The organism is Streptomyces sp. NPDC059866, assembly GCF_042731325.1.
Taxonomy (GTDB): Bacteria; Actinomycetota; Actinomycetes; order Streptomycetales; family Streptomycetaceae; genus Streptomyces; species Streptomyces flavusporus.
Map to the genome: position 1 here is coordinate 191,001 of NZ_JBHWJT010000017.1, position 12,821 is coordinate 203,821.

The 12,821-nt window shown below is 71.2% G+C and carries 13 protein-coding genes; 6 read left to right on the forward strand and 7 right to left on the reverse strand.

The window, feature by feature from the left end:
• Positions 1 to 23 precede the first annotated feature (23 nt).
• Positions 24 to 686: a TetR/AcrR family transcriptional regulator gene (locus tag ACFV7R_RS26510; protein WP_385267721.1), complete on the forward strand. Its 663-nt coding sequence runs from the start codon at positions 24 to 26 to the stop codon at positions 684 to 686.
• Between the two features lie 72 nt (positions 687 to 758).
• Here ACFV7R_RS26510 and ACFV7R_RS26515 read toward each other — a convergent pair whose 3' ends face one another.
• From ACFV7R_RS26515 to ACFV7R_RS26525, 3 genes are all read right to left on the reverse strand, one after another.
• Positions 759 to 1,127 carry a nuclear transport factor 2 family protein gene (locus ACFV7R_RS26515; RefSeq protein ID WP_385267723.1) on the reverse strand — a complete coding sequence of 123 codons (369 nt, stop codon included), beginning with the start codon at positions 1,125 to 1,127 and terminating at the stop codon, positions 759 to 761.
• 144 nt (positions 1,128 to 1,271) lie between these two features.
• On the reverse strand, positions 1,272 to 2,990 hold the full coding sequence (locus ACFV7R_RS26520; protein ID WP_385267794.1) for an ABC transporter ATP-binding protein: 1,719 nt from the start codon (positions 2,988 to 2,990) through the stop codon (positions 1,272 to 1,274).
• A gap of 115 nt (positions 2,991 to 3,105) precedes the next feature.
• Positions 3,106 to 3,672 (reverse strand): rhodanese-like domain-containing protein, encoded by a 567-nt coding sequence (locus ACFV7R_RS26525; RefSeq protein ID WP_385267725.1) that lies wholly within the window; start codon positions 3,670 to 3,672, stop codon positions 3,106 to 3,108.
• Between the two features lie 94 nt (positions 3,673 to 3,766).
• On the opposite strand from ACFV7R_RS26525, the gene ACFV7R_RS26530 reads away from it, so the two are divergent.
• Positions 3,767 to 4,054: a metal-sensitive transcriptional regulator gene (locus ACFV7R_RS26530; protein ID WP_385267795.1), complete on the forward strand. Its 288-nt coding sequence runs from the start codon at positions 3,767 to 3,769 to the stop codon at positions 4,052 to 4,054.
• 15 nt (positions 4,055 to 4,069) lie between these two features.
• On the opposite strand, the gene ACFV7R_RS26535 is transcribed toward ACFV7R_RS26530, so the two are convergent.
• Together ACFV7R_RS26535 and ACFV7R_RS26540 are read right to left on the reverse strand one after the other, a co-directional pair.
• The gene (locus tag ACFV7R_RS26535; RefSeq protein ID WP_385267727.1) at positions 4,070 to 4,816 is read right to left on the reverse strand and encodes a sulfite exporter TauE/SafE family protein; all 747 of its coding nucleotides are present in this window, start codon (positions 4,814 to 4,816) and stop codon (positions 4,070 to 4,072) included.
• Positions 4,813 to 6,489 (reverse strand): rhodanese-like domain-containing protein, encoded by a 1,677-nt coding sequence (locus tag ACFV7R_RS26540; protein WP_385267729.1) that lies wholly within the window; start codon positions 6,487 to 6,489, stop codon positions 4,813 to 4,815. The genes ACFV7R_RS26535 and ACFV7R_RS26540 overlap by 4 nt, the downstream gene beginning before the upstream one ends.
• 210 nt (positions 6,490 to 6,699) lie before the next feature.
• Here ACFV7R_RS26540 and ACFV7R_RS26545 point away from each other — a divergent pair, with 210 nt between their 5' ends.
• The 4 genes from ACFV7R_RS26545 (at position 6,700) to ACFV7R_RS26560 (ending at position 10,234) form a co-directional block, all read left to right on the forward strand.
• Positions 6,700 to 7,788 (forward strand): S-(hydroxymethyl)mycothiol dehydrogenase, encoded by a 1,089-nt coding sequence (locus ACFV7R_RS26545; RefSeq protein WP_385267731.1) that lies wholly within the window; start codon positions 6,700 to 6,702, stop codon positions 7,786 to 7,788.
• Positions 7,788 to 8,417: an MBL fold metallo-hydrolase gene (locus tag ACFV7R_RS26550; RefSeq protein ID WP_385267733.1), complete on the forward strand. Its 630-nt coding sequence runs from the start codon at positions 7,788 to 7,790 to the stop codon at positions 8,415 to 8,417. Before ACFV7R_RS26545 ends, ACFV7R_RS26550 begins: the two co-directional genes overlap by 1 nt.
• A 77-nt stretch (positions 8,418 to 8,494) precedes the next feature.
• Complete coding sequence (locus ACFV7R_RS26555; RefSeq protein WP_385267735.1) at positions 8,495 to 9,409, forward strand: SDR family oxidoreductase; 915 nt, start codon at positions 8,495 to 8,497, stop codon at positions 9,407 to 9,409.
• Positions 9,410 to 9,538: 129 nt separating this feature from the next.
• Positions 9,539 to 10,234 carry a L,D-transpeptidase family protein gene (locus tag ACFV7R_RS26560; RefSeq protein WP_385267737.1) on the forward strand — a complete coding sequence of 232 codons (696 nt, stop codon included), beginning with the start codon at positions 9,539 to 9,541 and terminating at the stop codon, positions 10,232 to 10,234.
• Positions 10,235 to 10,259: 25 nt separating this feature from the next.
• On the opposite strand, the gene ACFV7R_RS26565 is transcribed toward ACFV7R_RS26560, so the two are convergent.
• Both ACFV7R_RS26565 and ACFV7R_RS26570 read right to left on the reverse strand, forming a co-directional pair.
• On the reverse strand, positions 10,260 to 11,462 hold the full coding sequence (locus tag ACFV7R_RS26565; protein WP_385267797.1) for a Gfo/Idh/MocA family protein: 1,203 nt from the start codon (positions 11,460 to 11,462) through the stop codon (positions 10,260 to 10,262).
• Positions 11,463 to 11,476: 14 nt separating this feature from the next.
• A complete protein-coding gene (locus ACFV7R_RS26570; protein ID WP_385267739.1) occupies positions 11,477 to 12,820 on the reverse strand; it encodes an ABC transporter substrate-binding protein in 1,344 nt (447 codons plus the stop codon).
• Position 12,821: the final 1 nt, after the last annotated feature.

The window sequence follows — 12,821 nt, forward strand, 5'->3', positions numbered from 1 at the left end:
AACGGCGAAGGACGGGAGGGACGTTGGCAGGCAGGCTCAGGGCGCCGACCGGCCGCTACGGCGGCAGGTCCGCCGAGGAACGGCAGGCCGAGCGGCGCCGACGCTTCCTGGACGCGGCGCTCCAGCTCTTCGGCGACAGCCCCGGCTACCGGTCCACGACCGTCGCGGCGCTCAGCGAGGCCGCGGGACTGTCCACCCGGCAGTTCTACGAGGAGTTCCGCACCCTGGAGGACGTACTGGCCGACCTGCACCTGAGGGTCAACGACTGGGCCGAGGAGGCCGTGCTGGCTGCGGCGGCCGACACCGAGGGCCTGCCGATCGAGGACCGCGCCACCGCCATCTTCCGTTCCTACGCCGGGAACGTCACCGCCGATCCCCGCCGTATCCGCATCACCTTCGTCGAGATCGTCGGCGTCAGCCCCCGCCTCGAGGAGCAGCGGCTCGCCCGCCGCGCCCGCTGGGTCGACTTCATCTGCGCCGAGGCGCAGGCCGCCGCCGAACGCGGGGAAGCGGCACCCCGCGACTACCGCCTCGCCGCCACCGCGTTCATCGGCAGCGTCAACGGACTGATCCACGACTGGAGCGCCGGTTGGGTCCCGGCGACGCTGGACGAGGTGGTCGACGAGCTCGTACGGCAACTGCTGGGGATCCTGCGGCCGGGGGGCTGGAGCCCGACGGCGGCCTGACGCACCACGGTGAACGGGCCTGGGGTGCACGGCCCCGGACCGCGTGACCGAGGCCGTGCGGCACCGTACTGACTACTCCTGCTCGTCCCAGGCCTGGATCAGGGTCTGTTCGGCGATCTTGCCGCCGCGCAGCGTGATCATCGACTCGGCGAGGACGCGGGCCCCGTCGGCGTACTCGCAGGACTCGCTGAAGGCGGCGCGGTTGCCCTGGATGACGCAGTTCTCCAGCTTGTGCGTCATGTCGCGGCTGTAGACGTCGTCGAGCATGGCGCTGATCTCGTCGCGGCCGTGCAGCACCCGTGGGTGGCTGGGCTGTGAGTTGTGGTCCACCACACGCAGTTCGGCGTCGTCGGCGTAGAGCGACAGGAGAGTGTTCGGATTGCCTTCTATGCCCCGGCGCAACGTCTCGGTGTCGAAGCTGGGGCTTGCCGCAGTACCCATCGTGACCTCCTTGGGGGGCCGCGGCCCGGCGGGGGAAGCGGGCCGCGGAGGCCTCTCCTACGAGATTCCTCCGCCCGGTCGGCCTCGGCAAGCGCGGCCGGTGCCGATGCCCAGGGTGCCGGCAGGCCCGACCGGCCCGGCCGCTCAGTCGGCGTCGGCCGTGGCGAGGAACTGGGTGGCCGCCAGCTCCGCGTACAGCGGGTCTGCGGCGACGAGTTCACGGTGGGTGCCCACCGCACGGACCTTGCCGGCGTCCATGACCACGATCCGGTCGGCCATCGTCACCGTGGACAGCCGGTGGGCGACGACCAGCACCGTGGTCGTCCGGGCCACATCGGCGACGGTGTCGCGCAGCGCCGCCTCGTTCACCGCGTCCAGCTGCGAGGTCGCCTCGTCGAGGAGCAGCAGCCGGGGGCGGCGCAGCAGCGCGCGGGCGATCGCCACCCGCTGCCGCTCACCGCCCGACAGCTTGGTGCCGCGGTGCCCGACGAGCGTGTCCAGTCCGCGCGGCAGCCGCCCGACCAGAGCGTCGAGCCGGGTCGTCTTCAGCACCCGCGCCAGGGTGTCGTCGTCCGCCTGCGGGTTGCCCAGCAGCAGGTTCTCGCGCAGCGAGCCCGACAGGACGGGCGCGTCCTGCTCGACGTAGCCGATCGCGGACCGCAGCTGCTGCAGCTCCCACTGGGCGAGTTCCCGGCCGTCCAGCGTGATCCGGCCCGACTCGGGGTCGTAGAACCGCTCGATGAGGGAGAAGACGGTGGTCTTGCCCGCTCCGGACGGGCCGACGAACGCCGTCATGCCCCGCGCGGGCACGGCGAAGGTCACCCCGTGGTGGACGTACGGCAGATCGTCGGCGTACCGGAAACGGACGTCGGTGAAGGCCAGCGCGGCCGGTTCGGCGTCGGCCGACGGCAACGGGGCGGCCTGGGCCACGGGTTCGGCGGGCAGCCGCAGCGCCTCCTGGATACGGGACAGCGCCGCGGCACCGGTCTGGTACTGGGTGATCGCACCGACGACCTGCTGGATCGGCGACATCAGATAGAAGACGTACAGCAGGAACGCGACCAGTGTGCCGACGTCCACGGCGCCGGTCGCGACCCGGGCCCCGCCCACCGCGAGCACCGTGATGAAGGCGATCTGCATCGCCAGTCCGGCCGTGTTGCCCGCGGCGGCCGACCACTTGGCGGCGCGCACGCTCTGCCGCCAGGACTCCTCGGCCGCGGAGTGCAGCGTCTGCTCCTCCCGGTGCTCGGCGCCGGACGCCTTCACCGTGCGCAGCGCGCCCAGCACCCGCTCCAGCGAGGCGCCCATCACACCGACCGCGTCCTGCGCCTGCCTGCTGGCCCGGTTGATCCGGGGCACGATCACGCCGAGGACCGTGCCCGCGCACAGGATCACGGCCAGCGTGACACCGAGCAGCACGGGGTCGACGAAGCCCATCATCACCACGGTCGCGACCAGTGTGAGCCCGCCGGTGCCGAGGCCCACCAGAGAGTCGGTGGTGACCTCGCGCAGCAAGGTGGTGTCCGAGGTGATGCGGGCCATCAGGTCGCCCGGCTCGGTGCGGTCCACGGCCGATATCCGCAGGCGCAGCAGATACGAGGACAGGGTGCGCCGCGCGCCGAGCACCACCGACTCCGCGGTGCGCCGCAGCACGTACGAACCCAGCGCGCCCACCGCCGCGTTGGCGACGACCAGCGCCGACATCGCGACCAGCGCACCGGTGATGGCCCGGTCGTGGGAAAGGTCGTCGATCAGGTCCCGCGCGACCAGCGGCAGCAGCAAGCCGGTGGCCCCGGTGACCAGCGAGAGCACCGCGCCCGCGAGCAGGGCCCACCGGTGCGGCCGTACATAGCCGAGGAGCATGCGCCACGGGGGCGTACTCGTCTGCGTCTGTGCCTTGCTCACGCTGCTCCTTCGCCGGTCGAACAGGGCGTTCAGCCTACGGTGGAGCCGAGCCGTACGGCCGCCCCCGGTCGGCCTACCGGGCCGCGAGCGCCGCCAGGGTGGCGTCCAGATCGGCGGCGCGCGGCCGGTTGTGCGGCAGCTTCCCGAGCATGACCGCCATGCCGCAGGTGTTGGTCAGGGCGGAGAAGACGAGTCCGCCCGCGATCCCGGCGGAGAGCAACTGCCAGGCGGGGTGCAGGAGTCCGAGACCGAGGCCGGTCAGGACGATACTGCCCGCGGTGAACCGGACCTGGCGTTCCATGGACCAGGTCGTGCGCGCATTCTGCTGCGGGCGGCCCAGTTCGTGACCGCGCCGGGACCACTCCTGGGTTCCGCCAGTCAGCGTCATCGCGCCGATGCCCTCCGCGGCGAGGGCCGTGCAGGCCTGCTCGGAGCGGGCCCCGGAGGCGCACACCATGAGCAGTTCGCCGGTCACCTCACGGAGCGTGGGCAGGGCCCGGCGGAGCTGGTCCAGGGGGATGTTGAGGGCGCCGGGGACGTGGCCGGTGGCGTACTCGCCCGGGGTGCGGACGTCGATGACGGTGAGCTCGGGCAGCCGGGTCCGGGCCTCGTCGGCGTCGAGAGTGCGGGGAGTGGTCATGGTGCGTGCGATCCTTCCTTGGCATCCGGTGAAGGGAGACAGTCCCGAGGGGCGGGTAAAATACCCCTCAGGGTATACAGAGGAGTGGGTGACTGTGGATCTGCGGTTCGAGGGTGATGAGCTGAAGTCGGTGCTGAACCGGCTGCGCCGGGCGCAGGGGCAGATCTCCGGTGTGATCAGGATGATCGAGGAGGGCCGCGACTGCGAGGACGTCGTCACGCAGCTCGCCGCCGCCTCGCGCGCCCTCGACCGGGCAGGGTTCGCGATCATCGCGACGGGGCTCCAGCAGTGTCTGACCGACGCCGGGAACGGTGACGGCAACGGCGAGACCACGGACGAGATGAAGGCCCGCCTGGAGAAGCTGTTCCTCTCCCTGGCCTGACCGTCCGGCCCGCTCTCACAGGACGGCGTCGGCCAGCATGAACGCGGCCACCGCCAGCAGGGCGCCGGCGAAGATCCGCTGGAGCGAACCGGCGGAGATCCGGGCCGTGAGGCGTTTGCCGTCCCATGCGGCGAGGACCGACGCGGCGGCGAAGGGCGCGACACGCGCCCAGTCGACGCTCACGTCCGCCCCCGCCCGGGCCGCCAGCGCGACCAGCGAGTTGAGCGTGATGACCAGCAGGCTCGTGCCCACGGCCGCCCGCATGCGCAGCCCCACCACGTTCACCAGCGCCGGTACGGCGAGAAAGCCGCCGCCCACCCCCAGCGCCCCGGTGACCGCGCCGAGGCTCGCCCCGGCCGTGGCGACCCGAACCGGGTGGGTCGGCGCCTCGGTGGGCGCGGAGGCCGACGGCCGCAGCATCCGCAGCGCGGCGACTGCGGCGATCACGGCGAAGGCGCCGGTCAGCACTCCGGCCGGGAGCCGGGCCGAGACCGCACCGCCGACCGCCGCGGGCCCGAGTCCCGCGAGGGCGAACAGGAGGCCGGGCCTCCACCGCACGGTGCCCTCGCGGGCATGCCCGACCAGGGCGGTGGCGGACGTGACGGTGACGACGACCAGGCTCGCGGTAGCGGCCGCGGCAGGGGTGAGGCCGAGCAGGTAGATCAGCGCGGGCACCGCCAGCACGCTCCCACCGCCCCCGAGGGCGCCCAGGGCGAGACCGGTGAGGGCCCCGGCGGCGAGGGCGAGGACGAACGCGCTCACGCGGGAGAGGTGCGCTGCTCGTCGCGCACGACCGGCAGACCCGCCTCGGCCCACGCGCGCATACCGCCCGCGACGTCTGCCACGCGGACGCCGCGCGCGGCGAGCAGGTCGGCCGCCTCGCGGGAGCGACGCCCGGAGCGGCAGATCACGACGACCGGCCGGCCCTGGGCACCCTGGGGCAGCTCACCCCCGGCCGCGAGGCCGGACAGCGGGGCGGGCACGGCGCCGGGGGCGTGTCCCGCGGCCCACTCGGCCGGTTCACGCACGTCCAGGAGTACGGCGTCCGCGCGCGTTCGGCCGCGTGCCTCGGCCGGAGTGAGGCGGGCCAGGACCAGCCCGGCCTCGCGCGCTGCGTCGAAGCGGTCGTCGACGGCGACGACCGCACGCCCCGCCGCGTCGAGGACGGACGCCGCGATGGCAGCCCGCATCCCCCCGGCGCAGTGCACCCACACAGTGCCGTCCGGAATCTCCGCGAGCCGGTCTCGTAGCTGGTGCAGCGGAATGTGCAGGGAGCCCGGGATGTGCCCGGTCGTGCGCTCGGAGTCGCGTCGCACGTCGAGGATCACGACAGCTTCCTGTCGCGCTACCAGCTCCGCGAAGGTGGCCCGCGGAAACGCGCGGGGCTGCTCTCCCGCCGGCATCCAGTCGTCGGGCGAGCCGGTCGCCGCCGCGGCGGGCCGGTCGATACCGACCCGGACGAGTTCGCGCTGGGCGTCGGCCAGTTGGGCGGCCGACTCGGCGAGCAGTGTGACCGGCTTGCCCCAGGGCAGCAGCCAGGCCAGATACGTGGCGAGTTGCCCGTCGGCCTCGAAGTTCAGCGCCCCGGCGACATGCCCCTCGGCGAACGCGACCCGGTTGCGCAGGTCCACCACCCATTCGCCGGCGGCCAGCCGGGCTCGGATCTCCTCGGCGTCCGCGCGGCGGGGCGGGGTGAGGTCGACGGGGGCCGGGCCCCCGGCGTTGGCCGGGCCCATGTGGGCGTAGTACGCGGGCACGTCGTCGAGCTCGGCCAGCAGGTCGACGACGAACGCGTCGACGTCCTTGACCAGGGCCTCGTTGACGAGACGCTCCCGGCCGATGGTCGTCTGTGCGCCCGCGTCGCTCTGCCCGGCGGAACAGAAGCTGCCGAAGCCGTGGGTGGGCAGCACCGCGGTGTCGTCCGGCAGTTCGTCGGCCAGGCGGTGCGCGGAGTCGTGCTGCGCCCGCGCCAGGTGCTCGGTCAGCCGCGGCTCGACCAGATCGGGGCGCCCGACCGTGCCGATCAGCAGGGAGCCTCCGGTGAAGACGGCCACCGCCTGTCCATCGTCCTCAAGGACGTACGACGTGTGGTGCGGGGTGTGGCCGGGCGTGGCCAGCGCGCGCAGCGCCAGGCCCGCCTCGATCTCCGCCCGGTCCCCGTCGGCGACCGGCACGCGCTCGTACGCCACCCGGGCTCCCGCCGGCACCAGATACGCGGCGCCGGTCACCCGGGTCAGCTCCAGGCCGCCGGTGACGTAGTCGTTGTGGACGTGGGTCTCGACCACGTGCGTGATGCGCACGCCCCGCCGGGCGGCGACCGCGATCACCCGATCGACGTCGCGCGGGGGATCGACGACGACGGCGCTGTGCACACCCCCCGCCACATAGCCCCGGTTGCCCAGCCCCGGCACTTCGATGGTGTCGACGAAGTACACGGCAGCACTCCTCTCCTCGCGAAACCCGGGATCGATTACCCCTGGGGGTATATCGTCACCGTAGCAGAATTACCCCCGGGGGTATCTGGAGAGGTGGCCGGAAGCAGCCGTGACCCTCCGCCGACAGGCAGGCAAACCGCACCCTTACCGATCAGTCGCGCGTAAGGTCGGCACCGGGACGGACGCCCGCCGAGAGAAGGGGTCAGCACGATGGCGCAGGAAGTACGTGGCGTGATCGCACCGGGGAAGGACGAGCCGGTCCGGGTCGAGACGATCGTCGTGCCCGACCCCGGCCCGGGGGAGGCCGTGGTGCGGGTCCAGGCCTGCGGGGTCTGCCACACCGACCTGCACTACAAGCAGGGCGGCATCAACGACGAGTTCCCCTTCCTGCTCGGCCACGAGGCCGCCGGGATCGTCGAGACGGTCGGCGACGGCGTCACCGAGGTGGCGCCCGGGGACTTCGTGATCCTCAACTGGCGTGCCGTGTGCGGCCGTTGCCGGGCCTGTCTGCGCGGCCGGCCGTGGTACTGCTTCGACACCCACAACGCCACACAGAAGATGACCCTCGCCTCGACCGGCCAGGAGCTCTCCCCGGCCCTCGGCATCGGCGCCTTCGCCGACAAGACACTGGTCGCGGCCGGCCAGTGCACCAAGGTCGACCCCGCGGTCTCCGCGGCCGTCGCCGGACTGCTGGGCTGTGGCGTCATGGCCGGCATCGGCGCCGCGATCAACACGGGGAACGTCGGCCGTGGCGACACGGTCGCCGTCATCGGCTGCGGCGGCGTCGGCGACGCCGCCGTCGCCGGGTCGCACCTGGCCGGCGCGGCGAAGATCATCGCGGTCGACATCGACGACCGCAAACTGGAGACCGCCCGCACGATGGGCGCCACCCACACCGTCAACTCGGCGCAGACCGACCCGGTCGAGGCGATCCGCGAGCTGACCGGCGGCTTCGGCGCCGACGTCGTCATCGAGGCGGTCGGCCGCCCGGAGACGTACAAGCAGGCCTTCTACGCCCGCGACCTGGCCGGCACGGTCGTCCTGGTCGGCGTCCCCACTCCCGACATGAAGCTCGAACTCCCGCTGCTGGACGTCTTCGGCCGCGGCGGAGCGCTCAAGTCCTCCTGGTACGGGGACTGCCTGCCCTCCCGCGACTTCCCCATGCTGATCGACCTGCATCTGCAGGGGCGCCTGGACCTGGCCGCGTTCGTGACCGAGACCATCCAACTCGACGAGGTGGAGGAGGCGTTCGAGCGGATGCACCGCGGCGACGTGCTGCGCTCGGTGGTGGTGCTGTGATGACCGCCCGCATCGAACGACTCGTCACCTCCGGCCGGTTCACCCTCGACGGCGGCACATGGGACGTCGAGAACAACGTGTGGCTCGTCGGCGACGACCACGAGGTCGTCGTCATCGACGCCGCCCACGACGCGGACGCCATCGCCGAGGCGGTCGGCGACCGCCGCCTGACGGCCATCGTGTGCACCCACGCCCACAACGACCACATCGACGCCGCCCCCGCCCTCGCCGAGCGCACCGGAGCCGTCATCTGGCTGCACCACGACGACCTGCCGCTGTGGAAGCAGACCCACCCCGACCGCGATCCGGACTCCTGGCTGCTCGACGGCCAGATCATCGAGGCCGCCGGCGCCGACCTGACGGTTCTGCACACGCCCGGCCACGCCCCCGGCGCGGTCTGCCTCTACGACCCCGGGCTCGGCACGGTCTTCACCGGCGACACCCTGTTCCAGGGCGGCCCGGGCGCGACCGGCCGCTCCTACTCCCACTTCCCGACCATCATCGACTCCATCCGCGACCGCCTCCTCACCCTCCCGCCCGAGACCAAGGTCCTCACCGGTCACGGCGACCCGACCACCATCGGAGCCGAGGCACCGCACCTGGAGGAGTGGATCGCGCGAGGCCACTGAAAAAAAGGGGCAGAAGACGTCCGGATTTCGCGGCATGCTCGTCGGCGACAGAGTCGGACGGGCACGGGAGGACGGACATGCCGGGACCTCTGAAGGGCAGGGTCGCGCTGGTCGCCGGTGCGACCCGCGGTGCGGGCCGCGGAATCGCGGTGGAGCTCGGCGCGGCCGGCGCCACCGTCTACGTCACCGGCCGCAGCACCCGCGAGCGGCGCTCCGAGTACGACCGCCCCGAGACCATCGAGGACACCGCGGACCTGGTCACCGAGGCCGGCGGCCACGGCATCGCCGTACCCACCGACCACCTCGATCCGGCCCAGGTCCGCGCCGTCGTCGACCGCATCGCCGACGAGCACGGCCGCCTCGACGTCCTCGTCAACGACATCTGGGGCGGCGAGAAGCTCTTCGCCTGGGACAGCCCCGTCTGGGAACACGACCTCGACAACGGCCTACGGCTGCTCCGCCTCGCGGTCGAGACGCACGCGATCACCAGCCACCACGCCCTGCCCCTGCTGCTGCGCCACCCCGGCGGACTGGTGGTCGAGATGACCGACGGCACGCAGGAGTACAACCGCGAGAACTACCGCAACTCCTTCTTCTACGACCTGGCCAAGTGGTCCGTCCTGCGCATGGCCTTCTCCCTCGGCCATGAACTGGCTCCGCGCGGGGCCACCGCCGTCGCGCTGACCCCGGGCTGGCTGCGCTCGGAGATGATGCTCGAAATCTTCGGCGTGCGGGAGGAGAACTGGCGCGACGCCCTCGACCGGGTCCCCCACTTCGCCATCTCGGAGACCCCGCGCTACGTCGGCCGCGCCGTCGCCGCCCTCGCCGCCGACCCCGACGTGGCACGCTTCAACGGCCGCTCGCTCTCCAGCGGCGACCTCGCCCAGGAGTACGGCTTCACCGACCTCGACGGCAGCCGCCCCGACGCCTGGCGCTACCTCGTCGAGGTCCAGGACGCGGGCAGACCGGCGGACACCACCGGCTACCGGTGACGTGCCGGCGGCGGATATCACCGTTCGGTCGCAGTTGGTGCGTGCCTACAACCCATTCCCGTCGATGTCGGTCTAGCTGGCAGAGATTGCGCGAGATCCGCGCATTCCAGGTGAAAGGCAAGGCCGGGCATGGGGGACATACGCAGCCGGGTAACCGTTGTTCTGGGGGCCACCGCGCTGGTGGCGCCGCTCACGCTCGCGCTGGGCGCCGGCACGGCGCAGGCGGCGAGCTGCACCACGCAGACAGGTCCGTATCAGAAGCAGGTGGAGAAGTTCCTCGGGCGGCCGGTGGACGGTGTGCAGTCCGCCGGGGACTGCAAGGCGATCCAGGCCTTCCAGACCAAGCACGGCATAAAGCCGAACATCGGCTACGCGGGCCCCGTCACCTGGGGCGTGATGGACCTGATGCTCAAGCAGCGGGCCGTCGGGAACACGCCCAACAAGGACGGCAAGTGTCCCGTGAACAAGGGCCGCATCGCCTGCGTGAACCTCACGCTCCAGCTCAGCTGGATCCAGGACGGCAAGAAGCTCGTCCACGGCCCCGTTCCGGTGCGCACCGGGCGCGACGGCTACGAGACCCGCACCGGCCTGAAGAAGATCTACTGGCGCAACATCGACCACGTGTCGACCATCTACAACGTGCCGATGCCCTACAGCCAGTTCTTCGACGGCGGCCAGGCCTTCCACTCCGCCGGCGTCAGCATGTGGAACCCGCCCGGCTCGCACGGCTGCGTCAACATGACCGGCACCGCCGCCAAGAAGTACTGGTCGCTGCTGAAGAAGGGCGACGACGTCTACGTGTACGGCCGTAAGCCGGGCACCTGACGATGCCCGGCCCACCCCGGACGCGTCACACCTGAGGCGCGTCCCCGAAGTCCGGGATCTCCAGCCGTACCCCGCCCTGCCGGGCGGACTCGTGGGCGATGATGCCCGGCAGGGTGTAGCGGGCCGCCACCCATGCGTTCACCGACGGCAGGGTGCGGGTGTTCACCGCGGTCACGAAGTCGTCCACCAGGAAGTGGTGGCTGCCCTCGTGGCCGTTGTGCAGGTGGTCGAACTCCCGCGGCAGGCGGGAGCGGTCGTGCACGAGCGCCGACCCGGAGGTGAAGGCGGCCCGGAGGTCCGGCGCGATGTGCTGGAGTGACGGGTCGTCAGCGGACATGGTGGGCTTGGGCTCGAGCAGCTCGCTGATGTCCTCCACACCGTTCTTGTCCTGCCACAGGGCGACCGTGGCGAGCTGCTCCATGCTCCCTTCCGTCCCGAAGAACCGGAAACGCGACTCCCGTATGTGCGAGGGGTAGCCCACCCGCCGGAACTCGTTCGTACGGAACGACCCGCCGCCCGCCACCTCGAACAGCGCGGTGGCGTTGGAGACGTCGTTGTCGAACTGACTGACCGACCGGTCGAAGACCCCGTCGCCCCGCTCGTCGACCACACCGATCGCCGACACGCTCACCGCGTGCGTCTGCCAGGCGCCCAGCACCCCGCCCACCGAGTGCGTCGGGTACAGCAGCGGGGGATAGCTGGCGGTCGCCTTCCAGTTCTCGCCGCCGCTGTACTGGTAGGCCTCGTAGAACCCCAGATCCATGTCGTGGACGTAGTCGCCCTCGGCGTAGAAGATCCGCCCGAAGGACCCCTTCGCGATCTGGTTGCGGGCGTGCACGGTCGCCGGGTTGTACTGGCTGGTCTCGCCCATCATGTACGTCAGTCCGGTCGCCTTGACCGTGTCGATGATCGCCGCAATTTCGTCCGTGCTGATCGCCATGGGGACGGCGGAGTAGACGTGCTTTCCGGCGTTCAGACCCTGGAGGACCAGCGGGCCGTGCGTCCAGCGCTGGGTGAAGATTGCGACTGCGTCGACCGCCTTCGACTCCAGCATGGCCTCGTACGTCGGGAAGGTGCCCGTGAGGCCTTCGGCGGCGGCCAGTTGCCCGGCCCGTTCGGGGAGCAGGTCGGTGACGTGGACGTCGCTGACGCCGGGGTGGGCGAGGAACAGTTTGGCGAACTGCCCGGAGAACTGCCCGGCGCCGACGATGCCGAGGGAGAACGTCATGTAAGTGGTGCCCTTCACTGGTCGAGGATCAGGTTGATCTGGTCGGTGGTCTGGTCGAGGCTGTTCACGGACTTGCCGTTGCCGTAGATGGCTTCCATCTCGGGTTGCATGAGGGCCGTGACGTCCGCCGCGTAGTTGGTGATCGGGTAGGAGAAGGTCCGGAAGTTCTTCTTGTCGTCCACGGGCTGGGTGAAGGCCGAGACCTCGATGCCCTTCTTCTTGTAGGCGGCAATGGCGGCATCGGTGCCTGCCGGAGTGGCGGGGAAGACGACGCCGTGGTCGCCCACGACCTTCTGGCACTTGTCGGAGGCCAGGTAGGCCACCCATTTGCGGGCGCCCGCCTTGTTCTTGGAGGCCTTGCTGATGGAGTCGGCGAGGCCGTTCATCATCGTGGCGCGCTTGCCGGTCGGGCCGACGGGAGTGAGGGCGGTCCTGATGTCCCTGTCCTTGAACCCGTTGTAGGTGGAGATCATCCAGGCGCCGTCGAAGACGGCGGCGGCCTTGCCCGCGGCGATCTGCGTGTTGCCCTGGTTGGACTGGACGTTGTAGTCGGAGAAGGGGGCCATGTATCCCTTCTCCGCCAGGCCGAAGTACCACTCGATGACGGACTTGAAGGTCTTGCTGTCGTACTGGTACTTCGTTCCCCAGCGGGCCTTCTCCGTGTAGCTCCACCCGGCGGATCCGGTGAAGGGACTCCACTGTGTCTGGCCGTCGCCGTAGCCGCCGCCCTGGGTGGCCAGCCCGTACACCTTGACGTTGTTCCTGTCGAAGCCCGGCTCGTCGCCCCGCTTGCCGTTCCTGTCGACGGTGAGACGGGCGATGGCCTTCTCGAAGCTGCCGCCGTCCTCGGGGTTCCAGGAGAGGCCGCCCAGCTGCTCGGCGGTGAGCCCGGCGTCGTTCGCCATCTTCTCGTTGTAGAAGAGTGCGACGGTGTCCCAGTCCTTCGGGGCGCCGTAGCGGTGGCCGTCCTGGCCGATCCAGTTGGCGGCGAGGCCCGGCTGGTAGTCGGAGTCCTTGATGCCCAGGTCGTCCAGCGGCTCCAGCACCTGCAGATCGGCGAACTGGCCGAACTTCTGGATGTGGTCGGTGAACACGTCCGGCTGGGTGCCCGCGATGAACCCGGCGGTGAGCTTGGTCCAGTAGTCGCTCCAGCCCAACTGCGTGATCCTGACCTCGAGTCCGGGGTTCTCCTTCTCGAACCCCTTCGCGCAGGCCTGGTAGGCGGGCAGCTGGTTGGCGTCCCACAGCCAGTAGGTCACGGTGTTCGCGGACGACCCGGTGGAGTCGCCCTTCGCGCATCCGGTCACCAGGGCCAGCGTGAGCGCTCCGGCCAGCGCGGTCAGCGTACGAAGTCGCATC

Bases quoted from the DNA above. Each gene is read 5' to 3' on its own strand.
- ACFV7R_RS26550 (WP_385267733.1), top strand. From the start codon at position 7,788: ATGACCGCCCGCATCGAACGACTCGTCACCTCCGGCCGGTTCACCCTC.
- ACFV7R_RS26545 (WP_385267731.1), top strand. From the start codon at position 6,700: ATGGCGCAGGAAGTACGTGGCGTGATCGCACCGGGGAAGGACGAGCCG.
- ACFV7R_RS26570 (WP_385267739.1), bottom strand. From the start codon at position 12,820: ATGCGACTTCGTACGCTGACCGCGCTGGCCGGAGCGCTCACGCTGGCC.
- ACFV7R_RS26555 (WP_385267735.1), top strand. From the start codon at position 8,495: ATGCCGGGACCTCTGAAGGGCAGGGTCGCGCTGGTCGCCGGTGCGACC.
- ACFV7R_RS26520 (WP_385267794.1), bottom strand. From the start codon at position 2,990: ATGCTCCTCGGCTATGTACGGCCGCACCGGTGGGCCCTGCTCGCGGGC.
- ACFV7R_RS26565 (WP_385267797.1), bottom strand. From the start codon at position 11,462: ATGACGTTCTCCCTCGGCATCGTCGGCGCCGGGCAGTTCTCCGGGCAG.
- ACFV7R_RS26515 (WP_385267723.1), bottom strand. From the start codon at position 1,127: ATGGGTACTGCGGCAAGCCCCAGCTTCGACACCGAGACGTTGCGCCGG.
- ACFV7R_RS26525 (WP_385267725.1), bottom strand. From the start codon at position 3,672: ATGACCACTCCCCGCACTCTCGACGCCGACGAGGCCCGGACCCGGCTG.
- ACFV7R_RS26560 (WP_385267737.1), top strand. From the start codon at position 9,539: ATGGGGGACATACGCAGCCGGGTAACCGTTGTTCTGGGGGCCACCGCG.